Annotated in this window: 19 protein-coding genes; 6 read left to right on the top strand and 13 right to left on the bottom strand. The window is 59.5% G+C overall.

Annotation, left to right across the window (positions count from 1 at the left end; all coding sequences use genetic code 11):
• Positions 1-195 precede the first annotated feature (195 nt).
• On the top strand, positions 196-1,254 hold the full coding sequence (locus tag CAL20_RS21755) for a hypothetical protein (RefSeq protein ID WP_143277092.1): 1,059 nt from the start codon (positions 196-198) through the stop codon (positions 1,252-1,254).
• A gap of 20 nt (positions 1,255-1,274) precedes the next feature.
• Here CAL20_RS21755 and CAL20_RS21750 read toward each other — a convergent pair whose 3' ends face one another.
• From CAL20_RS21750 to CAL20_RS21715, 8 genes are read right to left on the bottom strand one after another with little or no spacing between them, the layout of a single operon-like run.
• Complete coding sequence (locus CAL20_RS21750) at positions 1,275-2,915, bottom strand: gamma-glutamyltransferase family protein (protein ID WP_094838992.1); 1,641 nt, start codon at positions 2,913-2,915, stop codon at positions 1,275-1,277.
• Between the two features lie 38 nt (positions 2,916-2,953).
• The gene (locus CAL20_RS21745; RefSeq protein WP_094823188.1) at positions 2,954-4,009 is read right to left on the bottom strand and encodes an ABC transporter substrate-binding protein; all 1,056 of its coding nucleotides are present in this window, start codon (positions 4,007-4,009) and stop codon (positions 2,954-2,956) included.
• Positions 4,002-5,186: a CobW family GTP-binding protein gene (locus CAL20_RS21740; protein WP_094838991.1), complete on the bottom strand. Its 1,185-nt coding sequence runs from the start codon at positions 5,184-5,186 to the stop codon at positions 4,002-4,004. The genes CAL20_RS21745 and CAL20_RS21740 overlap by 8 nt, the downstream gene beginning before the upstream one ends.
• Positions 5,176-6,792: an amidohydrolase family protein gene (locus CAL20_RS21735; RefSeq protein ID WP_094838990.1), complete on the bottom strand. Its 1,617-nt coding sequence runs from the start codon at positions 6,790-6,792 to the stop codon at positions 5,176-5,178. The genes CAL20_RS21740 and CAL20_RS21735 overlap by 11 nt, the downstream gene beginning before the upstream one ends.
• A gap of 19 nt (positions 6,793-6,811) precedes the next feature.
• Complete coding sequence (locus CAL20_RS21730; protein ID WP_094823185.1) at positions 6,812-8,059, bottom strand: metal-dependent hydrolase family protein; 1,248 nt, start codon at positions 8,057-8,059, stop codon at positions 6,812-6,814.
• A gap of 33 nt (positions 8,060-8,092) precedes the next feature.
• The gene (locus CAL20_RS21725; protein ID WP_094823184.1) at positions 8,093-8,971 is read right to left on the bottom strand and encodes an ABC transporter permease; all 879 of its coding nucleotides are present in this window, start codon (positions 8,969-8,971) and stop codon (positions 8,093-8,095) included.
• 11 nt (positions 8,972-8,982) lie between these two features.
• Positions 8,983-10,035, bottom strand: coding sequence for an ABC transporter ATP-binding protein (locus CAL20_RS21720; protein WP_094823183.1), 1,053 nt, complete (start codon positions 10,033-10,035; stop codon positions 8,983-8,985).
• A gap of 5 nt (positions 10,036-10,040) precedes the next feature.
• Positions 10,041-10,799 carry an ABC transporter permease gene (locus CAL20_RS21715; protein ID WP_094823705.1) on the bottom strand — a complete coding sequence of 253 codons (759 nt, stop codon included), beginning with the start codon at positions 10,797-10,799 and terminating at the stop codon, positions 10,041-10,043.
• A 465-nt stretch (positions 10,800-11,264) separates the two neighbouring features.
• Here CAL20_RS21715 and CAL20_RS21710 point away from each other — a divergent pair, with 465 nt between their 5' ends.
• Positions 11,265-11,912: an OmpA family protein gene (locus tag CAL20_RS21710; RefSeq protein WP_094823704.1), complete on the top strand. Its 648-nt coding sequence runs from the start codon at positions 11,265-11,267 to the stop codon at positions 11,910-11,912.
• A gap of 102 nt (positions 11,913-12,014) precedes the next feature.
• Here the strand turns inward: CAL20_RS21710 and CAL20_RS21705 are convergent, their stop codons facing one another.
• The 3 genes from CAL20_RS21705 to CAL20_RS21695 all read right to left on the bottom strand — a co-directional run bounded on the left by CAL20_RS21705 (position 12,015) and on the right by CAL20_RS21695 (position 14,632).
• Positions 12,015-12,716 carry a DUF6776 family protein gene (locus tag CAL20_RS21705; protein ID WP_094823182.1) on the bottom strand — a complete coding sequence of 234 codons (702 nt, stop codon included), beginning with the start codon at positions 12,714-12,716 and terminating at the stop codon, positions 12,015-12,017.
• Positions 12,717-12,845: 129 nt separating this feature from the next.
• Entirely contained in the window at positions 12,846-13,592 is a 747-nt protein-coding gene (gene murU / locus CAL20_RS21700; protein ID WP_094823181.1) for an N-acetylmuramate alpha-1-phosphate uridylyltransferase MurU, read from the bottom strand.
• On the bottom strand, positions 13,592-14,632 hold the full coding sequence (locus CAL20_RS21695; RefSeq protein ID WP_254924334.1) for an aminoglycoside phosphotransferase family protein: 1,041 nt from the start codon (positions 14,630-14,632) through the stop codon (positions 13,592-13,594). The genes murU and CAL20_RS21695 overlap by 1 nt, the downstream gene beginning before the upstream one ends.
• A 200-nt stretch (positions 14,633-14,832) precedes the next feature.
• On the opposite strand from CAL20_RS21695, the gene CAL20_RS21690 reads away from it, so the two are divergent.
• The 3 genes from CAL20_RS21690 to rsmA are packed head-to-tail and all read left to right on the top strand — an operon-like array spanning position 14,833 to position 19,600.
• The gene (locus CAL20_RS21690) at positions 14,833-17,244 is read left to right on the top strand and encodes an LPS-assembly protein LptD (protein WP_094823179.1); all 2,412 of its coding nucleotides are present in this window, start codon (positions 14,833-14,835) and stop codon (positions 17,242-17,244) included.
• A complete protein-coding gene (locus tag CAL20_RS21685; RefSeq protein WP_094823178.1) occupies positions 17,241-18,794 on the top strand; it encodes a peptidylprolyl isomerase in 1,554 nt (517 codons plus the stop codon). The genes CAL20_RS21690 and CAL20_RS21685 overlap by 4 nt, the downstream gene beginning before the upstream one ends.
• A 17-nt stretch (positions 18,795-18,811) precedes the next feature.
• Positions 18,812-19,600, top strand: a complete 789-nt coding sequence (gene rsmA, locus CAL20_RS21680) for a 16S rRNA (adenine(1518)-N(6)/adenine(1519)-N(6))-dimethyltransferase RsmA (protein ID WP_094823177.1) — start codon at positions 18,812-18,814, stop codon at positions 19,598-19,600.
• Positions 19,601-19,622: 22 nt separating this feature from the next.
• Here the strand turns inward: rsmA and CAL20_RS21675 are convergent, their stop codons facing one another.
• Positions 19,623-20,765 carry a glycerate kinase gene (locus CAL20_RS21675; RefSeq protein ID WP_094823176.1) on the bottom strand — a complete coding sequence of 381 codons (1,143 nt, stop codon included), beginning with the start codon at positions 20,763-20,765 and terminating at the stop codon, positions 19,623-19,625.
• Complete coding sequence (locus tag CAL20_RS21670) at positions 20,743-20,934, bottom strand: hypothetical protein (protein ID WP_094823175.1); 192 nt, start codon at positions 20,932-20,934, stop codon at positions 20,743-20,745. The genes CAL20_RS21675 and CAL20_RS21670 overlap by 23 nt, the downstream gene beginning before the upstream one ends.
• Here CAL20_RS21670 and pyk point away from each other — a divergent pair.
• On the top strand, positions 20,933-22,375 hold the full coding sequence (gene pyk / locus CAL20_RS21665; RefSeq protein ID WP_094823174.1) for a pyruvate kinase: 1,443 nt from the start codon (positions 20,933-20,935) through the stop codon (positions 22,373-22,375). The two genes, CAL20_RS21670 and pyk, sit on opposite strands and share 2 nt — an antisense overlap.
• Positions 22,376-22,452: the final 77 nt, after the last annotated feature.

The raw sequence follows: 22,452 nt of genomic DNA, 5'->3' as shown, positions 1-22,452 counted from the left end.
TCGGCTTTCGCTCAATCCAGAGAGATCCGGGCGAAACCGATTACTGAGAAATCGTGTTACGGAATTTTTTGCGTTTCTGGAAAACACATCAGCGCACGAACGTCTACAGGATCGGGTTCAAAAACAATCACTGCATAGCAACGTGTCCAGCGTTAAAGGGCACTCGACCTTGCACGTCAAATAACAAGACAAAACATGATGAAGAGACTATTGATTTTGTGTGTCGCGGGCTTGCTGTCTAGCGTTGCTCTTACCGCCTGCCGAAACGATCCGGAACCCACGGTGAAACAGCGGGAAACTTGGCTGGCCATCAATAACAGCAGTCCATTCGGCCAAGCGATGCGTGATAGATCGGAAATTCTGGTGGGAATGGTGGAAGATGAACTACGCGCAGCGCTGGATCATCATGGATGTCCTATCGACAGCCCCTCGGTGGCAGAGCGGCTGTTCTCTCCTCAGTACTATAAATACGTCGAAACAGTCGGCCGGCAATGGCTTGCCGATAACTCGGCTTTTTATGTTTTTACGAATGGGCCGCTCTTGCATGCGTTGGAGCATCTTTCTGACGCGGAGTATCAGCAAAGTATGGATTTGCTGACGCATCCTGATTTGCAGTATTCGAGAACGATTGCAGACATACGGTCCACGGTGGACTGGTTGTTCTCGGAACGACTGGGCTATCCCAGGTCTGGGGATTCGGTTTATCAAAAGTTGGCAATGCTGGTGGAATTCAAAAAGAATCTCGACAACACAGGGCATACCGACATTGTGGCCCGCGCCATTGGTGCGATTGATAAAAATACCGAAGAAAGTTTTCACGCGTTGCCAACAACGATGTCAGCGCCTATTGACGAAAAATGGATCGCGATGGCGCAATGGTTTATCGGTGACGAAAAACGCGAACGTATCTCGTCGTCGCTGTTGGAATCTGTCCCAGTTGAGACCGTTACCGCTGTACGAGACTACGAAGGATCGCCTCTAAACACGCGTATGGCCGAAGCCCGTGAGGCGATTTATCTACGGCGTACTAGGGCCTCTTCTGACGAGTCCGCTGCGACAGAGCAGGAGTTGCTCGGAAAAGACATCATCGCCAAACATCTCGGCCCCGCTGTGGGCGCTGATATCAGGCTGTACATCCTTTATAACCACAGAACAAATCTGCGCAGACTAGCCGTCAGCTACATCAAGGAGAATTACAAAGAGCTATGCCCGACCTTAGGCTCGCCGCAACGGAATCGCCTGTCACGGTACTGAACTCGCGCGCGGGGGAAACACTACGCTACTCCCTCCGCGTACCCGTCCCGCTGCGGATCCGCACCGCCCTCGAGCTTGCCATCAAACTGCGTAATCCCATGTACGCCTGCAAAGGCGTAGCTCAGATAGCTGCGGCGGACCTCGTAGCCGAGTTGTTCCACCGCTTTTTGTACGTGGACAGGAATGCGGTTGGAAATGTCAATGGCATTGCTGGTGGCAACGATACGTGGGGCGATGATGGCTTCTTGAACGCCCATGCCCCATTCGAGTACGTTGAGGATGACCTGTGCAACCGCAGGGCCGATCCAGGATGCACCGGGTGCGCCGAGCGTGAACACAGGTTGTTCACCGTCGTAGATGATGCTGGGGCACATGGAAGAATAGCGGCGTCTGCCCGGGCCTATGGAGTTCGGCGTGCCAGGCGTGGGATCAAAGGTGCTCATGGCGCCGTTCATCATGAAGCCCGTGTCTTTGACGATGAATCCGGACGGATTGCCCAGCGTGTGCGTCAACGACACGATCATGCCATTGGCATCGATGGCGCTGACGTGCGTGGTGTGTTTGGATTCCCCCGGCGTGCGGCGGACGACGTTGGCTTTTTCACCCGAACGGATGCGTGCGGCCTGTTCGTGGCAATAGGCATCGGACAGCAGGCGGTCAATGGGATTGTCGCAGTGGTCGGGATCGCCGATGAATTGTTCTTTGTCGCGCAGGGCGATTTTCATCGCTTCAGCGAGGACGCTGATGTATTGCGGCGAGTTGTGACCCAGGGCAGGCAAGTCGAATTGCTCGGCCATGCGCAGTATCTGCCCCACCAGTACGCCGCCGCCGGGAGGCGCGGGCATATCTACGCGCCAGCCGCGATAGTTTACCGATAGCGGATCCGTTGTGCGCAGACGAAACTGCGCCAAGTCCGCCACCGAGAGCAGGCCGTTGTTGTTGCGCACGTCGTCGATGATGTGCGCTGCCAGCGGGCCGGTGTAGAAACTTTCGGCGCCTTCTTGTGCGAGGGTTTGCAACGTGGCAGCCAAATCCGGATTGCGGATATAGGAGCCTAGTTTTTTGTATGAACCGTCCGGCTCCAGATAAATGCGGCGTCCGTCAGGCGTGAGGGCGAGTTTCTCGCCGTAATTCATGCGGCCGTACTTGCGTTCGTTTTGCGTAAATACGGTGTACACATGGGGCCGTACGATCCATCCATCGCGGGCGCAGTCGATAGCGGCTCCAAAAAGGTCGCCCCAGGCCATGCTGCCGAATTCCGTATGCGCCGCGGACAGGGCCTTGAGGATGCCAGGGGCGGTGACCGATTGCACACCTGCTTCGTTCACGAAGTCTTTTACGATGAAACCAAATCCATCGGTCGTTTCACCCAGGACAATGTCCTGCCACATGTCGGCACGGCTCTCGATGGGGCAGCCGCCAAAGCCTTCGTAGACTTTCCGCGTGCCGGTGGCCGGATCATAGATGTGCAGCATGCCGAATCCGCCGATACCGCACATCAATGGATCGACAACACCTTGCACCATGGCGCACGCAATCACTGCATCCAGGGCGGAACCTCCTGCCCGCAGAATCTCCGCTCCAGCCGAGACAGCTTCGGGCTGAGGCGCCACAATCATGGCTTTAGGGGCGGGTATCTTGCGTGCAGGGATGCGTCCCATGGCGGCTTCCTTAGATGAAATCGACAGACGGATAAGCTTTACAGCCCGGCTTTGAATTCCTTGTTCCAGAAATCCAGGCTGGCGGCGCGATGACTGGCCAGGGCTTTCAGATCGTAAGGATGAATGCGGGCGAGTTCTTCTTTGGTAAAGCCCACGGACGCCTGGAGCTCGGGCGGCAGCGAGGCGTTTTTGACCGTAGGCGCGTATCCCATGGTGTCGGCAAAATGCACCTGGCCGGCGGGATCGAGCAGCGCGTTCATGTATTTCCAGGCCGCGTCTTTGTTGCGGCTGTTTTTGGGAACGGCGGCTTCGAATGTCACGGGGATGGCGCCTTCTTCGGGGATGACGAAGTCCAGCGGCAAGCCGGCTTCTTTCCATTGCAGCGCGCGGGCTTTCCACATGCAGGCGATCCAGATTTCTCCGGATTTGAAGGCGGCGGCGACCGCTTCGTTGGACGGGAAGACTTTGGGCGAGTTGGCTTTGAGTTTTTTCAGGAACGCGTAGCCAGGTTCGAAGCTGGAGCCGTCGCCGCCTTCGGCCAGGCCGACAAAGAGCGTATTGAAATTAAACAGAATGTCGGAGAAACCCACTCTGCCTTTGTATTGAGGGTCCAACGCGTCTTTGAATGAGCGGGGCGGTGTCTTGACGAGGTCTTTGTTATAGACCAGCACCATCGCGCTGAAAATATGGGGAATGGAATAAGGCGTCTTGAACGTGTCGATCGCGTTGGCGAGATTGGGGATCTTGTCCGCGGTCACGGGTTCGAGTACGCCAGCCGTGCTGGCGTCGTACATGTCCAGGTCGCCCAGCAGCGCAATATCCATGGAGCCGCGACGCGAGTTGCGCTCGGCTTTAAGCTTCGTATTGCGCGCGGTGGCGTTGCCGGTATCGAAGACCACATCCACGCCTTGGGCTTTGACGATGGGACTGATGAACTGTTGCAGCAGGTTTTGATAATCGCCGCCCCAGGTCCCTACTACGACGTTGGAGGAGGCGGCGTGTGCCATGCCAGGAATCAGAGGCAGGGCCGGCGCGATGGCCAGGCCCGCCGCCTGTTTGATAAAACCGCGTCGATGGAGATTGTGCTTATGCATGGTGCCCTCTGTGGAAATGGCGCAGGGGTGGAGCTTCCTGCTGGGAAAAAGGGAAAGCGGCAGCAGCCGTTAACACGACCGGTGCATCTGGAAAGGCTGCGTTGATGTCTGCCGCATCGATATCGCGGGTGATGACAACGCAGATGTCATCGGTATCGGTACGCTGTGTCATCCTGCGCGGCATGCCGAACGTCGTGCCTACGCTTTGGATCAGGATAGGTTCGTCGCAATCAGTGGCGTTGAAGACCGCCTTGACCCGCAACAGCCGATCGCCGCATAGACCCGCCAGGTCGTCCAGCCAGATCGATAGATCTTCCCATTCGGCCGGTGCGCGCCGTGTGCCTTTGAGCACGTGGATACGCGGATGTGCCTGCGCACGCGTGTCAGACGAGAGCAACGCCTGTAGCGCGAGGTCAACCGGATCGCTGGCGGGCGCAGCCGTGAACGCCTGCCGTACGGCTTGAGTGCGATCGGCATCTGCGACGATCTGGGCCAGCGGATTGACACCGCGAATGGCACTGAGGTGCTCTTGAACGGTTTCTGGTGCGATCAGATCGATTTTGGTCAGCACGATACGTTGCGCGGCTGCGAGCTGGGCAGCCGCCTCGTCAAAGGACTCGATATTGAGCAGACCTCGTTCGCAGTCGTAGGTGCTGACCACTGAGATACGCAAGCCGCGTGAACTGAGCAGTGGATCTGCCAGCGATGCGATGATGGGGCCGGGCCGCGACAGGCCGCTGGTTTCCAGCACGATACGCGTGAGAGGCCCATGGCCCGCGGGACGAGATGCGTCGAGCAAGGACATCACGGTATCGACCAGGCTGCTGCGCAGCGAGCAGCATACGCAGCCGTTGGCCAACATGGTGACGGAATTCTGCGAGCCGTCTTCGACGATCACGCCGTCGATGCCGATTTCACCGGCCTCGTTGACGATGACGCCGGTTTCACCGCGGTCATCGCTTTGCAAGAGATCGACCAGCAATGAGGTTTTGCCACTGCCCAGAAAGCCCGCGAGAATGATGAGCTCAATCGGCGCGTTATCGCGTGACAGAGAGCCGTGCTGACGAGATGTCGAGTCGCTGCCAGAGGTGGCCGACGCAGGGGATGCGCCGCCGGCCGCGGGGACGGCATCACGGCGGGAGCCCGTCGAATCGGGTGCGTGAGGATCAGCGTACATAGGGCGGCCGGTTTTTATCATCGCCCCAGCCATCGTTGACCAGTGCGCGTACATCAGCGAGCAATTGGTCTACGTCATATACGATGCCGGACTTGATGGTGTATTGCAGGGCGCGGCGCCATTCAGGCTGGCCGGTGCCGTCGTTCAGGCGCAACGCGCCTGTGCCATACAGCAATTTGAAATCCTCGAGCGGGTTTTCCTGCAGAACCAGCAGGTCTGCGCGTTTGCCGATGTCCACCGAGCCGCGGTCTTCGTTGACGCCGAGCAACTCGGCGCCCTGCGAGGTGGCGCTGCGCAGAACTTCCAGCGGATGAAAACCGGCTTCTTGCAGCAGTTCCAGTTCGCGGATCAAACCGAAACCAAAGATCTGAAAGATGAAGCCGCTATCGCTGCCGGCGCAGACACGGCCACCGAGGTTCTTGTACTCGTTGATGAACTGCATCCAGAGGCGATAGTTTTCTTTCCATTCGATTTCGTTGGTCGTGCTCCAGCGATACCAATAGGAACCATGGCCGCCGCGTTGGGGTTGGAAATATTTCCAGACGGCTTTCCATGTGTACTCGTCGTGCCAATCGGCACGGCGCGCACGCATCAGGTCGCGGTTGGCGTCATAGATGTTGAAGGTGGGGACAAAGGTATGGCCCAGTTCCAGGAACTGTTCCATCACCGATTTCCACTTTGCGCTGCCCGGCGCAGCGGCTTGCTTGAATGTCTGGCCAGCCAGCGCGAAACGGAAGTATTCGTCGTTGTAGTTGTAGTCAGTGGGGTAGTTCTGTACGACCTGGTTTTCGAACAAGGCTTCGGGCAGACCGTAATAGTGTTCGGAACTGGTCAGACCCCACTTGGCGGATTTCAGCGAGTTGACGCGTGTTACGGCCATTTGGGCGTGATGGCAGCCGGAGCCCAGGCCGACTTTGGCGGCCTCGTCCAACGCCGCCTGCATGATCGTGGGCGGCGCGCCGAAAAATTTAATGCCATCGGCGCCGCGGGCCTTCAGGCGCTGTACCCAATCGCGCGCTTGATCGGGAGTGTGAATGGTCTTGACGCGATCATTGACGGCGGGGAAATAGGCGTACGACAGGATATGCGGCGCGGCGATTTCGTTCTTGGCCGAGGCTTCTCTTTGCTGCAGGGTATATCCCAGCCCGTTCAGGCCACCCATTTCGCGTACCGTCGTGACGCCGTGCGCCAGCCACAGTTTGTAGATGTAATCGGCAGGCGGCTCGACGTCGCACATGGAGTGGTAAGGCGTGCCGATGTGCGCATGCGAGTCGATCAGGCCGGGCATGACGAATTTGCCGTGGCAGTCAATCTCGTGATCGCCGGGAGCAGGGCGGCGTGCCGGATTGATTGTGTCCAGCGATGCGCCGACACTGATCAGGGCGACGATACGTTCGTTCTCCACGACGATATCGACGGGCCCCCACGGCGGCGCGCCGGTGCCATCGATGATGGTGGCACCGCGCAGTACCAGGCGCTTAAAGGGGCCTTCACCGCGATCGCGAGAGGTTGCGGCAACAGGAGGCTTCCAGCCTTTGCTGGCATTGAGGTCTCCCATTTCCTCGCCGGGCTGGGAGTTGATATAGGGATTGTCGGGCTTGGACATGGGATTCCTTTAATCGGGTTCAGGCGGCGAGTTCGTCGTGATAGATCTGGCCAGCCTTCATGACCAGCGGAATGTGATCGCCTTGGCCGAGCAGACAGTTGATGTCTTTGTAGGGGTTGCCATCGACCACTAGAACGTCGGCAATCGCGCCGGGGATGAGCTGGCCGAGTTTGCCTTGCATGTTCAGAATTTCGGCGCCGATCAGCGTGGCGCTTTGCAGGACCTCGAAGTTCGGCAGAACCTCGGCGCGAATACGGAACTCATCGCTTTGCAGGCGCTGCGAGGGTCCGAGCAGGTCTGAACCGAAGCCCATTTTGACGCCTGCGCGTTTGTATAGCTCTAGCGAAGCGAGTCCTGCGGTGCGTACGGTCGCGATCTTGGCGACACTGTCGGCAGGCAGGCCGTACGAAGCGCCTTCGTTGGCGAGCGCTTCGTAGGTGACCAGGGTGGGCACCACATAGGCGCCTTTTTCCGCCATCAGCCTGGCCACGGGTTCGTCGATCAGGTTGCCGTGTTCGATGGTGCGCACGCCGTTGCGCACCGCACGTTCGATAGCCTCGGCGGTGTACGAATGCGCCATGACGTAAGTCTGGCGGCCACGGGCCTCGGCAACGATCGCGGCGATTTCTTCTTCGGAATAGCCATAGGCGGCGATGGGATCGGTGGGCGATGCCACGCCGCCAGACGCCATGATCTTGATCTGGTCGGCGCCCATCTGGAATTCTTCACGCACGGCGCGGCGCAGGTTGTCGACACCATCAACGACGCGGCCGATGTCACCGGCGCGAAAGCAACAGCCGCAATAGCTCATCGGACGCAGATGATCCGAACGCTGGCGCGGATCGCCATGGCCGCCTGTCTGGCTCAGCGCACGGCCGGAAATGAACAGGCGAGGGCCGACGACGGTGTTTTCTTCGACGGCGCATTTCAATCCCCAGCCCGCGCCGCCCGCATCGCGCAGGGTGGTGAAGCCGCGGCGCAGCATCGCGGCCATGATGGGCACGGCGCGCATCATCACCAGCGCGTCAGGCAACGCGCCCTGGCTGCTCAGGTTGAGCTGCGTGGCCATGACGTGGCCATGCAGATCGATCAAGCCTGGCATGACGGTCTTGCCGGTGGCGTCGACCACGCGGGCCGATGCCGCGCTGATGCGTTTGTCGGAGACTTCTTTGATCAACCCGTCTTCGACGAGGACGTCGTAGCCTTCTTGTAGTTCGGGCTGCGTGGGGTCCAGCAAATTCCCGTTCTTGAATAGCACTGCAGACATCGGGGTACTCCTAGGATTCGGCAAAGGGGACGATCAGGACACCATCGTCTTGACGTAGCGGCGATGGATAAACCAATTGGAAAGCGTGGCCATGGCCAATGTGGCGACGACCAATACCAGGGCCAGAGATGCTCCGAATGGCCAGTTTGCGGCCTTGGTGATCTGGTCGTATAGCGCAGGCGCCATCATGGTGATGCCTGTGCCACCCAATAACACCGGAGTGGCGTAGGCGTTCATGCATAGGATGAAAACCAACACGGTCCCGGCGGCGACGCCTGGGGCGGCAATGGGTAGCACGACGCGATAGAAACTCACGAAAAAGTTGGCGCCCAGGCTCTGGGCAGCCTCTTCGACTGAAAAGTCGATGCCTTCTAGCACGCTTTGCAAGGTCAAAATGAAATACGGCAGCACTACGCCTGTTGTGCCGACGATGACGGCAAAGGGCGTATACATCATTTGCACAGGCTGATCGGTAAACCCGAACAGCTGCAGAAAATAATTCACGAAACCCGCATTGCCCAGGATGATCATCCAACCCGCCGCCCGCACGACGTTGCCGACCATCAAGGGGAAAACCAGCAGGATGATGAAAAGGCTTTTGTAGCGGCTTTGCGATTTGGCCAGAAAATATGCGACCGGAAAGCCGAGGATCAATGACAGGATCGTGCACACGGCTGCGACATAGACCGTGTTCAGAAAAACATCCCGGTAGTATGGGTCACCGAAGAATTTCAGATAGCTGTCCAGCGTGAAGTCTTCGACCATCATCCCGTTGTCGAAATGATTGAAGCTGTAGCGAAACAGCATGAGGATAGGCACCAGCATCACGATCAATACCATGATCGATGCAGGAAACGCCAGGCTGGCGCCCATGCGTCGGCCTTGACGGGCACTTTTTTCAGCAGAATCCATGTCGTGACGCCTTATTCGCTGAATAGCACGCAATCCGCGGGGTCAAAGCATGCATGCATGCGCGCGCCGTCGGACAGGTGTTGAATATGCTCGCCGCCCCGATTGGAGATTTGCGCACTGACAGATTCCCCCGAGTCCAGGCGTATGCGGACGTCGATGATGGAGCCCAAATAGATTGCTGTATCGATGACCCCAGCGAGGGCATTGGGGCCTTGGGGTTCGGCCGATAGGGTGACGCGTTCGGGACGCACGCCGACTTTCTTGGTGTCGCGATCCGCACCGACGATGGCGATGTCGCGCTGATTCTTGGTCCGGAATTTGCCGGCCTCCATGATCGAGCCTTCGAAGAAATTCATCTTACCCAGGAAGTCGGCCACGAACAGATTGCTTGGGCGTTCGTATAGGGCCTCGGGCGAGCCGATCTGCTGGACTTTGCCGTCGTACATGATGGCCATGCGGTCGGCGATGGCCAGGGCTTCTTCCTGGTCGTGGGTGACGAATATCGTGGTGAGACCCAGATTGCGTTGCAGGTCGCGGATTTCTTCGCGGACTTCGAGACGCAATTTGGCGTCGAGGTTGGAGAGCGGCTCATCGAGCAGAAACACACGAGGCTGTATGGCCAGGGCGCGGGCGATGGCCACACGCTGTTGCTGTCCGCCGGACAGCTGGCGCGGATAGCGATCATGGAACTGGGACATGCGCACCATGTCCAGCGCGGCGCGCATGCGCTTGTCGCGTTCGCCGGCTTCGACTTTGTGCATTTCCAGGCCGAACATGACATTCTGGCTGACTGTCATGTGGGGGAACAGCGCGTAGCGCTGGAACACCATCCCGGTATTACGTTTGTGGACCGGCATATGCGTGACATCATCATCGCCGATGCGGATGGTGCCTGCGGTAGGTTCGATAAAGCCCGCGATCATGCGCAGCGTAGTGGTCTTGCCGCAGCCGCTCGGGCCCAGAAAGGCAACCAGTTCACCATCGGCGATGTCGAGGGAAAAATCCGAGACTGCGACGGCAGAACCGAACGTCTTTTTGAGCCGCTCAATAGAGACCTTTGCCATTATTCCTAAACCACCTGACTGAGTTTGACGAAGCGATCGGTCACCAGCATGACGATGCCCAACAGCAGAATCTGGATCGCGGACACCGCCGCAATGGTCGGGTCCAGGTTGAATTCCAGATACTGCATGATCGCAATGGGAAGCGTGGTGCGACCGGGGCCTACCAACGACAGCGAGAGTTCGAGGTTTTCGAACGAGACGACAAAACTGAACAGCGATGCGGCGACGATGGCGGGGCGAAGCATAGGCAGCGTGATGCGCCAGAACGCGGTGCGCGGACCGGCGCCCAGGTTACGTGCTGCCTCGACGATGGATGGGTCCAGGCCGTGCATGCTGGCCGACACCAGGCGCACCGTCCAGGGGATAGTCAGGCAAATGTGCGCAAGCACCAAGCCGCCATAGGTACCTACGACGTCCATGTCCAGGATGTTTTCGAGCTGCAAATAGGCGAGATAGATGGCCACGCCCGCGACGATGCCAGGCACCAGCAGAGGCGAGAGCAACAGAGTATTGATCACGTTGCTGCCTTTGAATGCATACCGGATGATGCCGAGCGATGCGGCCACGCCTAGCGTCACGCCGCAGAGCGACGCAATGATTGCGACCTGCAGGCTGGTAATGAAGCCGTTGACGAAGGCCGAGTCGGTAACTGCCTTGTGGTACCAGGACAAGGTATAACCCGATGGCGGGAAATACAGAATGGCGTCTTTGAAGAAGCTGAGCCACACTACAAAAATCAGCGGGCTGAGCATGAAAAGGTACATCAAGACGACGAAAATGCGATGGAGCCAGGTTGCCCACGGTGCTCGTGATTTGCGGCGAGGAGCCGCAGAGGAGGCAATGCGCGCGTCGGCGCGAGCGGTGGTTTGCAATTCACTTACCTGTTTTAAGTGGCCTACTGCAAACCCGTTGGAAAACCCGGTTGCACCAAACCCATAAAGATACAACCCATGCTAATTAAAAGGCACAACCGTTGATATCGGTGTTAGCCCCAATGGTTGTACTCCCGTTATCGAGAGGGTCTAGACACTGTTCCGCGGTTGCAATCATGTCGATTCATTGCGAGACCATTGAAACGGTTTGGAAAACTCCATGCGACATGCTTTGCAATTGGCGCTGCATCTGGTACAAAAAGTTGCAGTCGGCGGAGGATGCCTTGTTAGCATCATCTCGCCGGTTTGCCCGGCAATGTCTATTTGCGCCATTTCGTTGCGCTATTGGAGGCTGTCATGCAAGCAAGAAGAACATTTCCCCGTATCGCGGCATTTGCCGCCGCCACCTTGCTGGTGGCCGGCTGCGCGACTCAACAGCAAACCAATACGGCGATCGGCACGGGTGCCGGCGCCGCTGCGGGGGCGGGTATCGGAGCGTTGATCGGCAACGGTAAAGGAGCCGCCATCGGCGCGGGTATTGGTGCGGTGGCAGGAGGACTGATCGGATACAACTGGTCGGGCGTGAAGAAAGACGTGCAACAATCCGGCGCTTCGTCGCTGGGTATTGATGTCGTTGAAATGCCCGACGGCAGCCTGAAGGTCAATATCCCCAGCAACGTCTCGTTCGACACCGACAAGACGGCCTTGAAGCCGGCCTTGCTGCCGGTGCTGGATAGTGTGGCGCGTGCGCTGACTCAGCATCCCGAGTTGCGTACGAAGGTGGTGGGGCATACCGATAGCACAGGTTCGGCCGCTCACAACCAGACGCTGTCGGATAACCGCGCGCGCAGTGTGACGTCTTATCTGGCCAGCAAGGGTGTGGCGCAAGACCGCATGAGTATCGAAGGCCGCGCGGCCCGCGACCCGATTGCAGATAACGGTACCGCCGAAGGCCGTGCCGCAAACCGCCGCGTAGAAATTTATTTGTATGCGCTGAAGCAGTAAGCGAGTCATTGCCGGTGGTGGCGAGCCTCGCCGCCGGCCGTACCGGGTATCAATCAATGGCGGGTCATACGAGCCCGCCATTGTTACGTAGGGCGAATGGCCTCAGCCGCGCACGTAATACAAGCGCATGGCTTGTTGACGCTCGGAAGGATCGAGCACCTGAATGCGTACGGCGTTTGGCGTAAAGCCTTCGGGCAACTCTGCCGTACCCTGGGCAACCTGGTAGCGCCCCAGCGTGACGTCAATCGGATCCAGCTCGATAGCGCCCGCGCGTCCATTGCGATAGACGCCCTGTACCGTCAGCCGCAACGTGCCTTTGAATTCGGTGTTCTTGCTTTCTTTCATCAGCAGGACCTGGTAGCTGAGCTTGCCAGGAGCACGGCTGAAGGAGCCCGCGCGTACGCCGATATCCGTGCCGCGTGGATCGGGCGGCACGATATTCTGGAAAATCAAAAGATCTTGCTCGGCCTTTTGCAGCCGGGTGCGAGCCTCTGCCAACGCCGTGGTGGCTTGTGTTTCGGTAGCCTGGCTGGCGTCACGTTGCGTGGTCGCCTCGTTCACTTGAGTCCGCAAGCGTTGCCGATCGGCATTGGCCGTATTCAGTTCGGACTGTAGCTGTTCGGATTCCTCGGCAGTCAGGCGCGGCGGGCCGTAATTGGCTTGCAGAAACAACAAGCCGCCCGCGCCCAAGCCGACACCGACCAATAGCACGCCGAGCCAGCGCGGCATGCGGCGAGCCCGTTTGCTGGGTTGATAGACCGACGGTTTGAAAGCAGCTCGTTGCGAGCGTCCGAACATCCCCATACTTAAAACCTTGTGTGCGTGTGTTACCGGTTCACACCGGCCAAAAACCGTAAAGAATAACGTTTGTATCGGCGCCTAGGTTACGTCAGACAAATTCAGTTGCCTATGCACCGCTTGGAAATATTTGTTTTATTGCCTCGTTGCGAGGGTCAGCTGCGCATCGAGCGCCTCGAGCCGCTGGGGCGTGCCGACATCGGTCCATGCGCCGCGATGATGGTCGCCCACCACGGCATCTCGCGCCATGGTGGCCCGTAACAGCGGACCCAGGGGCGCTGGCGTAGCGCGAGGCAGATGGGCGAATAGCGCAGGGCGATACAGTCCGATGCCTGCGAACGTCAACGTCGGGGATTGAGCCGACGCGTTGGCGTCTGCGCCAGGGCCGTTTGCCGCACGCGGAGCCTCCGAGTGGACTTTACCCTCTGCGGACAATACGAAATCGCCTTGGGGGTGATGCTCGGGATTGTCCACCAGCAATAGCCAGGCGTCGGCACCGGCGCGATCCATATCGCGTAGCCGCGCTTCCGCCGCCGAGGGATCCCAGTCACACCAGATGTCCCCATTGATCACCAGAAACGGCTCGGCGCCCAAGAGCGGCAGCGCCTGGGCGATGCCGCCGGCCGTTTCGAGGGCGGCAGGGGATTCGGGGGAATACGAAATCCGCACCCCGAAACGGCTGCCGTCGCCGAGTCGCGCGGGCAGTTGCTCGCCCAACCAGGCGTGGTTGATGACGATTTCGCGAATGCCGGCGGCGGCCAGGCGTTCCAGATGCCAGGCGATGAGCGGTTTGCCGCCCGCAGGCAGCAGGGGTTTAGGCGTGTGGTCAGTCAGGGGCCGCATGCGTTCGCCCCGCCCCGCCGCCAGGATCATGGCGCGCATCAGAACGTATACCCCACTTGGACTTCACGATCGTCAAGGCGATCCAGCAGCCGCAGCAAGGGCGTGAACACCCCGTAACGCTGGGCGACCTGGCGGACATAGGCGTTGACGCGGGGCATGTGCGCCAGATAGGACGGCTTGCCGTCGCGATGATTCAGGCGGGCAAACACCCCCAGAATGCGCAGGTTGCGTTGCAGGCTCATCCATTCGTAGGCCTGGTGGAACACTGCAAAGTCACTGTCGACCGGCAATCCCGCGGTGCGGGCCATTTCCCAGTAGCGCACCGCCCAATCCAGCTGCTGAGGTTCTTCCCAGGTCGTGCGGGCGTCGGTCACCAGAGAGGCCAGGTCATAGGTGATGGGGCCGGCCAGCGCGTCCTGAAAGTCCAGAATGCCGGGGTTAGGCCCGTAGACGGGATCGTCGCACACCATCAAATTGGGGGAGTGGAAGTCTCGATGCACCAAAACGGGGCGCTGAGCAGCGTTCGCATCCGACAGCAGCCCGAAAATATGCTGCAGCGCCGCAGCAGTCTTGTCATCCAGTTGTACGCCATGGTGTCGTCCGACATACCATTCCGGGAAGAGCTCGAGTTCGGCCGCCAGGCGGGGCCGATCATACGCGGGCAGTCCATCGACGCTGGCCTGTTGCATGCGTACGAGCGCAGCCAGGGCATCGCGGTAGAGCGACTGCAATTGATCGTCGCTGAGACCGGCCTGAATCCGTTGGTAGTACGTGTCGCGCCCCAGGTCAGACAGCAGCAGCAGGCCCTGGTCGGGGTCTTGTGCCAGGATCTGGGGCACGTTCAGTCCGGTTTTTCGCAGCAGGTCGCCCACGTGCAGAAAAGGGCGGACGTCTTCGTGCGGCGGCGGCGCGTCCATGACGATGACCGTACGGTCGCCCGCACTCAGGCGAAAATAGCGCCTGAAGCTGGCGTCGCTGGAAGCCGGTTGCAGGGTTTCAGGGGCCAGGGCCAAGTCGGCGGGCAGCGTATTCAGCCAAGTCTGGACCTGGGTCAAACGGGAATCGTGGTCGGTGCTCAAGAGGGCCGTCTCGTAGTGCGGTAGGGTTTGGTTTCGTACCGGGCGCTTTCGGTGAAGGATGTTGCGCACAGCTTCTCTATAATACCGGGTCGCTCCCGTTGACAGACATGTTCCCATGTCTGGCGTGGTCGGGTCTTCATCGCCACGGTGCCGGTTTGTGCCGGGGTGGGGTTTTTTCTGTAAAAAGGTTTACGTTCACGGTGCATATGGTCCGGTGGTTGATCCTCTCTGCTGTCAGCTTGGCGGGCGCCGTCCATGCCCAGGGCAGCCAGGGCACGCTTTCGTCCGCCGAGACGGAATCCGGGGCGTCGTCCAGGCTCCAGGTGGCGCCTCAGTTGCGCACTTCGCCAGGGCTGCGTATTCACCGCGTACCCGAGGACGATGTGGCCTCGTATTTGCAGGCCGATCATATCGAGGGCAACCCGGATAGCAATGTGACCCTGACAGGGCATTCCGAGGTGCGTCGTATTGATGGCGTCGTCAAGGGCGATCGGATCGATTATCGCAACAATACGGGCGAGACGACTCTGCAAGGCAATGTGCGGATGATGCGCGATGGGACGCTGGTGACAGGTCCGTCCGCGCAGTTCAATGTCGACACCGACAGCGGCGAAATCGAATCGCCGAATTTCTGGATCGGGGCAAATGGCGGTGCTGCACGTGCCGAACACGCCGAGATTTTCAGCCGATCGCAGATGCGTTTGACGACCGTGCAGTACAGCGGTTGCCCTTGTGCCGATCCATCGTGGTACATCGAGGCCGATGGCGTTGACCTGGATTTCGACGAAAACGAAGGCGTGGCCCGCAATGGTGTGCTGTATTTCAAGGGCGTGCCGTTGCTGGCGTCGCCCTATTTGACCTTCCCGGTCAAAAAAGAACGCAAATCCGGTTTCCTGATCCCTACGTATGGGATCACCAGTAATAGTGGCGTGGACTTGTCCGTGCCGTATTACTTCAACCTGGCGCCCAACTACGACTTGACCTTGCAGCCGCGCTATCTGAGCAAGCGTGGCCCCCAATTGGGCGGGGAATTCCGCTACATGGGCAGTTCCTATTCGGGCAACATGGTCGGGACCTATATGTCCAGTGACCACGAAACCGGTGACCGGCGCTGGATGTTCCGCTCGCGGCACCAGCAGTTGCTCGGGGCCGGGTTTTATTACGATTGGGATTACGCCAAGGCGTCCGATGACGACTATTTCCGCGACTTTTCGACGCTGGGGCTGAACGAGGCATCCACAACCTATTTGCCGCAGCGCGGCAAGGTCGGCTGGGGGAACAACTACTGGCAGGCGTACGCGCAGGTCTATAAATACCAGACGCTGCAGGACGAGGATGACCTGTTGTCGCCGCCCTTGAACAAGCTGCCCGAGCTGTATTTGAAGGGCGCGCGTTACGATCTGGGGGGCGTGGACCTGGAATGGACGACGACTGCGGTGCGTTTTCAGCGCCCGCTATTGGAGGGCGTGCGCCAGGGGCCGGACGGTGATCGGCTGCAGTCTTATTTGACGGCGTCATATCCGATTCAGCGCCCGGGCTGGTTCATTATTCCCAAGGTCGGTTTGCACTACACGCAGTACCACACGGATTGGTATGACCCGACATCGTACGGAACATCGTATGGGACAGGTAGCGATCAGCGAAATGCGTCGCGCAGCCTGCCGATCATTTCGCTCGATGCCGGCATGGTATTTGAGCGTGATACGACACTGTTTGGGAACGCGTCCGTGCAGACGCTGGAGCCGCGGTTGTATTACCTGCGCGTGCCATACCGCGACCAATCCAAGCTGCCCGTGTATGACACGACGCTGGCGGATTTCAGTTTTGAACAGGCGTTCTCGGAAAACATCTATACCGGCGGCTGGGATCGTATTTCCAATGCCAACCAGTTGACGGCCGCGTTGACGACGCGTTGGCTGGATGCGAACACAGGGTTCGAACGGCTGTCGTTGTCGGCTGGGCAGCGTCTGTATTTCGAAGACCAGCGCGTCACCTTGCCGCTCGAAACTCCCCGTGAAGATCGCAACGTACGTTCCGATTTTCTGGTGGCGGCGAGTGCCGCGCTGACCGATACGCTCAGTACCGAAGTGGCCGCGCAGTTCGACCCGTACGAGGGTAATTGGTCTCGCGGCCTGGTCAGTGCGCGCTGGCGGCCGCAGCGTTTGACGTCCGTGGCGCTGTCATATCGATATCAGCGCGATCCTACCGTAAATACGATTTATCAACCGCAAGGGCAGAACCAGATCAGCCTGGCGTTTCAGTGGCCCTTTACCGAGCGTTGGTATGGTGTAGGCCGGATCGATTATTCGCTGAACTCCGACTCTGATTCGTCGTCTGTAAACGATTCGTCGAACAAAGGCGGGCCGCGTGTGACTCAGGCCATTGCAGGTCTCGAATACAAGGGCGACTGCTGCTGGACAGGGCGTGTGGTCTTCCAGCGTTATGCGGTGTCGGCAGCCGACACGAACACCGCCCTGTTCTTCCAGTTGGAACTGACAGGCCTGGGTTCCTTGGGTACAGATCCCATGAGCCTGTTGAACAAGAGTATCCCCGGGTATCAGTCTGTGACGCCACAGACGCCTCAGGGCACGACATTTGAAAGGTATGAATGATGCGTAGCTTGCACACTTTGCGCCGGCTCTCCGGTAACTTGCTGGTCTTGACGGCTTGCGCGTCGGTGCCTGTGGCCTATGCACAGCCCAAGCCACAGTCGGCCAAGCCCGGCCCGACGGCGACACAGCCGGCCAAGCAAGGTGACCAGACGGTCGATGGGATTGCTGCGATCGTGAACAAAGACGTGATCACGCTGCGCGAGGTCGATAGCGCTGCAAAAAATGCAGTCGCAGACCTGACGCGTCGCGGTATTCAAGTGCCGCCTCAGGACATCCTGCGACGCCAAGTGCTGCAAAGCCTGATCATGGAGCGGATACAAGTCCAGGAAGCTGACCGTATGGGCATACGGATCAACGATGCGCAGGTCGATCAAGCCATCGCCGGCATCGCTGAACGCAATCGGATGTCGGTCCCGAATATGCGGATAGAGGTCGAGAAATCCGGCATCAAGTGGGATCAGTATCGCAAGTCCCTGGCCCAGGACCTGCGGATGAACCGCTTGCGCCAGCGCGCGGTCGACTCGCAGATCATGATCAGCGATGCCGAAGTCGATGCCTTTCTGAAAGATCAGCAGAATAATCCCGCGGCGCGCGCCGGAGCGGGCGCTCCTGCGCCGGGACAGCCCGCGCCGCAAACCCGTGTGCAGTCGGGGCCCGAGCAAATCGCGCTGGGCCAGATTCTCGTGCGTGTCCCGGAGGGATCGAGCTCGGACCAGGTGGCTGCCCTGCGCAACAAGGCGGAAAGTATTCTGGCGCGCCTGAAGCAGGGCGCCGATTTTGCCAGCCTGGCCGCCGAATCATCTGATGGCCCAGAGGCACTGCAGGGCGGTGTGATGGGCGCCCGCCCCATCGACGGCTGGCCGGATCTGTTCGTAAAGGCAGTTGCGTCGTTGCAGCCCGGTCAAGTCAGCGGCGTGATTCAGAGCGGTAATGGTTTTCACATCCTGAAGGTCCTGGATCGTGCCGGCGGGGCTTCTGCCGCGGCGCCTGCGCAACCCGCGCAGCCTGCTGCACCTCAAGCGCCGGCCGTCGCCCCTCAGCCCGGACAGGGAATGCCTGCGAACCAAGGGCCGGTACAGGTCACGCAAACGCATGCACGCCACATTCTGGTCAAGACTTCGGCGGTGATGTCTGACGATCAAGCGCGTCAGCGTCTGGAGCAGATTCGCCAGCGCGTCATAAACGGCGGTGCGTCGTTTGCCGATATGGCTCGTCAGTATTCCGAGGACAACAACGCTCCGCAGGGCGGCGATCTGGGATGGGTGAATCCTGGCGAGATGGTGCCTGCCTTTGAGCAAGCGATGAACGCCTTGGCGGTTGGAGGTATCAGCGAGCCTGTGTTGTCGCCGTTTGGCTGGCACTTGATTCAGGTCGAGGAACGCCGCGAGCATGATGTCAGCGATGAGCTGCAGCGCATGCAGGCGCGTCAGATTCTGTTCGAGCGTCGCGCCGAACCTGCATTCGAAGACTGGCTGGAGCAACTGCGCAACGGCGCGTATATCGACAACCGACTCGAAAAGCAGCTGAATATTGACCAGAACAACCGTTAAGCGCGGCGAGTGCATTCATGAGTAAGCACCAGGCGCGCAAGCGTTTCGGACAACACTTCCTGACCGACGATAGTGTGATCGAAGGTATTGTGCGGGCGATTGCGCCCGCACCGGATGATCACATCGTAGAAATCGGGCCGGGCTTGTCGGCGCTGACGCAGCCGCTGCTACGCAGCCTGAAGCACCTCACCGTGGTCGAGATTGATCGCGATCTGGCGGCCCGTCTGCGCAATCAGCATTCGGCCGAACGATTGACCGTGGTCGAAGCGGATGCCTTGACCGTGGATTTCTCTACCCTGGGGGCAGGCCTGCGCGTGGTGGGCAATCTGCCCTATAACATTTCCAGTCCGCTGCTATTTCATCTGATGACGGCGGCTGACACTGTGCGCGACCAGCATTTCATGTTGCAGCGTGAGGTCATAGACCGAATGGTGGCGGAACCGAGCAGCGCGGATTACGGGCGCTTGTCGGTCATGCTGCAATCGCGCTATCGCATGGAGAAGCTGTTCGACGTCCCGCCAGAAGCCTTTGATCCGCCGCCGCGCGTGGTATCTGCCGTGGTGCGGATGGTGCCCCTGCCTGCGAATCGTTTGCGGCCCGTCAGCGAGACTGCGTTAGAGACGGTCGTGGCGCGCGCCTTTGCGCAACGACGCAAGATGTTGCGGCGTGCCCTGGGTGATTGGGCTGCGCTTGTGCCGTGGGAGTCTCTGGAGATCGCCCCGACCGCACGTGCGGAAGAAATCTCCGTCGAAAAATTCATCCGGATGACCGATGCATTGGCCGAGGCCGGGGCCGTTGCGGTTTAAGGCGGCCCTTAGACCATAGCGACTACAGCATGCGTTTGCTGGCGGCTACCCACAGCTGAGTAACATCGCGGGCACGATCACACAGATACTGTGCGGCGTTTTCGCAAGCGTGTTGCAGCGTGATCGGCCCCGGTGCCAGACTGAATGCCGCCGTAATGCCGCCTGCATGCAGTTTTTCATAGCCTTCGCCTAATGAGCCCGCCAGCGCGACCACGGGCACGCCGGCCTGTTGCGCGATACGTGCGACGCCTGCAGGGGTTTTTCCGCGTAGCGTTTGAGCGTCCATGCGGCCTTCGCCGGTGAAGGCCAGCGTAGCGCCTTCCATGGCTTGCGCGAGTCTGCCCAGCTCTGCGACGACTTCCACCCCCGGCCGAAAGCGTGCATTCAGAAACGCGTGCGCGGCAAAGCCCAATCCACCGGCAGCGCCCGATCCCGGCTGATCGCGCATATCGTGCCCCAGATCGCGCGCGCAGATATCGGCAAAATGGCTCAGGCTGTTGTCCAGCAAGGTGACTTGTTCTGGTGTCGCGCCCTTTTGAGGGCCAAAGATATGCGAAGCCCCTTGCGGGCCGCACAGGGGGTTGTCGACGTCGGAGGCAATGTCGAGTTGGACCTGCGCGAGACGCGGGTCCAGGCCTTGTATGTCGATGCGATCCAGGTCGGCCAGCGCAGCGCCGCCGCGGGGCAGGTCTTTACCTGCCTTGTCCAGAAAGCGCACGCCCAACGCTGCCAGCAATCCTGCTCCACCATCGTTGGTCGAGGATCCACCCAGACCGAGGATGATACGTCGGGCACCCGCATCCAGCGCCGCGCGAATGATCTCGCCCACACCACCGCTACTGGCGCGCAGCGGATCGCGTTGCGCGGGTGGCGTTTGCTCCAACCCGGCTGCGGCAGCCATTTCGATCACGGCCGTTGCATCATCGAGCCAGCCCCAGGGCGCATCCAGCGATTCGCCCAACGCGCCAGTGACTGCGGTCGTGCGCCACTGTCCGCCAGTGGCTGCCAGGACTGCCTCGACGGTCCCTTCGCCGCCATCGGCCATGGGCACGCAGACGGTATGCGCATCGGGATACGCTTGTTTGATGCCGCGCGCGATGGCGGCAGCCGCGTCGGGGGCAGAGAGGCTTTCTTTGAACGAGTCAGGAGCGATGACGATTTTCACGATAGTCGAGGTCGGCAAAATAAGTGTTGATCGTGGTGGTGCGCTGGCAACGAAAGACGTTAATAATACTCGTGCAGGCGCCGAAGTCTGCTGTATCCGTGTACCACCCGCGATTCATCGCGGCGTCGTACCATGATGCATTCATCATTTTGCGAGAGAGGTGATTCATGTCCGTATTGCGCCGCACCAAAATTGTCGCCACGCTGGGGCCGGCCACATCGACGCCCGAGCAACTGGAAGCGCTGGTGCGCGCGGGTGTGGACGTGGCTCGTCTGAACTTCTCGCATGGCACTGCCGACGATCATCGCGAACGTGCACGTCTGGTGCGAGAGGCGGCTGCTAAACAGGGCCGCTATGTTGCCCTGATGGGTGATTTGCAGGGGCCCAAGATTCGCATTGCACGATTTACTGACAAGCAGATCGTGCTGCATGTCGGCGACAAATTCGTTTTATCCAACAGCCATCCTAAAGACGCAGGTGATGCCTCTATCGTGGGCATTGATTATCCTGAGCTGGTTCAGGACTGCAAGGCAGGCGATGAGCTGTTGCTCGATGATGGCCGCGTGGTGCTAGTGGTAGACCGCATCGTTGATGATGCGGTGCATACGACGGTGACCGTGGGCGGGCCATTGTCAAACAACAAAGGCATCAATCGGCGTGGCGGCGGCTTGTCTGCGCCTAGCCTGACCGACAAGGATCGCGCCGATATTCTGGTCGCGGCCGAGCTCGAGCTGGAATACGTTGCGGTGTCGTTTCCTCGTTATGGCAGCGACATCGATGAGGCGCGGCAGCTATTGCGCGATGCGGGCAGCGAGGCGTGGATCGTTGCCAAGATCGAACGCGCTGAGGCGGTGGTGGATGACGAGGCGCTAGACGCCTTGATCCGCGCCAGCGACGGTGTGATGGTGGCGCGTGGTGATTTGGGTGTCGAGGTGGGTGACGCTGAATTGGTGGGCATTCAGAAACGCATCATTCAACATGCGCGTACCTTGAACAAGGTCGTGATTACCGCGACGCAAATGATGGAGTCGATGATCTCCAGTCCGTTGCCGACGCGGGCAGAGGTCTCGGATGTCGCGAATGCGGTGCTGGACTATACGGATGCGGTGATGCTGTCGGCCGAGAGTGCGTCGGGAAAGTATCCGGTCGAGGCGGTACAGGCGATGGCGCGAGTGTGTCTAGGCGCGGAAAAACATCCTACCAGTACGCATTCGCATCACCGTCTGGGTGAGACGTTTACGCGCTGTGACGAGACGATCGCGTTGGCGGCGATGTATGCGGCGAATCATTTCCCCGGGGTCAAGGCGATTATTGCGTTGACTGAAAGCGGACATACGCCGTTGATCATGTCGCGGATTCGTTCCGGTGTGCCGATCTATTGCTATAGCCCGCATAGCCAGACGCAGCATCGTGCGGCGATGTTTCGGGGGGTTTATACGGTGCCGTTTGATCCTTCGGCTTACGATCCGGCGGAGTTGAGTGATGCGGCGATCGGTGAGCTGAAAAAGCGGGGGCGTGTGCAGGTGGGGGATTGGGTGATCCTGACGAAAGGCGATTCGTATCGGGATAGTGGTGGGACGAATGGGATGAAGATTCTGGTCGTCGAATAACTTTTTTTGGGACGCATTTTTTGCATGCGGTGGTGTTTATTTACTGCATGCGTAGTATTGGGTTCTTTAGGCGCCGG

The organism is Bordetella genomosp. 4 (assembly GCF_002261185.1).
In the GTDB taxonomy this organism is placed as follows: Bacteria; Pseudomonadota; Gammaproteobacteria; order Burkholderiales; family Burkholderiaceae_B; genus Bordetella_A.
The sequence above is the reverse complement of the archived record's forward strand: the minus strand, read 5'-3'. Positions and strand labels throughout refer to the sequence as shown.

What these genes read in the sequence shown, in the direction of transcription:
- CAL20_RS21710 (WP_094823704.1), top strand. Translation starts at nt 11,265, where the DNA reads ATGCAAGCAAGAAGAACATTTCCCCGTATCGCGGCATTTGCCGCCGCC.
- CAL20_RS21735 (WP_094838990.1), bottom strand. Translation starts at nt 6,792, where the DNA reads ATGTCCAAGCCCGACAATCCCTATATCAACTCCCAGCCCGGCGAGGAA.
- CAL20_RS21725 (WP_094823184.1), bottom strand. Translation starts at nt 8,971, where the DNA reads ATGGATTCTGCTGAAAAAAGTGCCCGTCAAGGCCGACGCATGGGCGCC.
- CAL20_RS21670 (WP_094823175.1), bottom strand. Translation starts at nt 20,934, where the DNA reads ATGAATCACCTCTCTCGCAAAATGATGAATGCATCATGGTACGACGCC.
- CAL20_RS21720 (WP_094823183.1), bottom strand. Translation starts at nt 10,035, where the DNA reads ATGGCAAAGGTCTCTATTGAGCGGCTCAAAAAGACGTTCGGTTCTGCC.
- murU (WP_094823181.1), bottom strand. Translation starts at nt 13,592, where the DNA reads ATGCGCGCCATGATCCTGGCGGCGGGGCGGGGCGAACGCATGCGGCCC.
- CAL20_RS21715 (WP_094823705.1), bottom strand. Translation starts at nt 10,799, where the DNA reads ATGTACCTTTTCATGCTCAGCCCGCTGATTTTTGTAGTGTGGCTCAGC.
- CAL20_RS21740 (WP_094838991.1), bottom strand. Translation starts at nt 5,186, where the DNA reads ATGTACGCTGATCCTCACGCACCCGATTCGACGGGCTCCCGCCGTGAT.
- CAL20_RS21745 (WP_094823188.1), bottom strand. Translation starts at nt 4,009, where the DNA reads ATGCATAAGCACAATCTCCATCGACGCGGTTTTATCAAACAGGCGGCG.
- rsmA (WP_094823177.1), top strand. Translation starts at nt 18,812, where the DNA reads ATGAGTAAGCACCAGGCGCGCAAGCGTTTCGGACAACACTTCCTGACC.
- CAL20_RS21705 (WP_094823182.1), bottom strand. Translation starts at nt 12,716, where the DNA reads ATGGGGATGTTCGGACGCTCGCAACGAGCTGCTTTCAAACCGTCGGTC.
- CAL20_RS21755 (WP_143277092.1), top strand. Translation starts at nt 196, where the DNA reads ATGATGAAGAGACTATTGATTTTGTGTGTCGCGGGCTTGCTGTCTAGC.
- CAL20_RS21730 (WP_094823185.1), bottom strand. Translation starts at nt 8,059, where the DNA reads ATGTCTGCAGTGCTATTCAAGAACGGGAATTTGCTGGACCCCACGCAG.
- CAL20_RS21750 (WP_094838992.1), bottom strand. Translation starts at nt 2,915, where the DNA reads ATGGGACGCATCCCTGCACGCAAGATACCCGCCCCTAAAGCCATGATT.
- pyk (WP_094823174.1), top strand. Translation starts at nt 20,933, where the DNA reads ATGTCCGTATTGCGCCGCACCAAAATTGTCGCCACGCTGGGGCCGGCC.
- CAL20_RS21685 (WP_094823178.1), top strand. Translation starts at nt 17,241, where the DNA reads ATGATGCGTAGCTTGCACACTTTGCGCCGGCTCTCCGGTAACTTGCTG.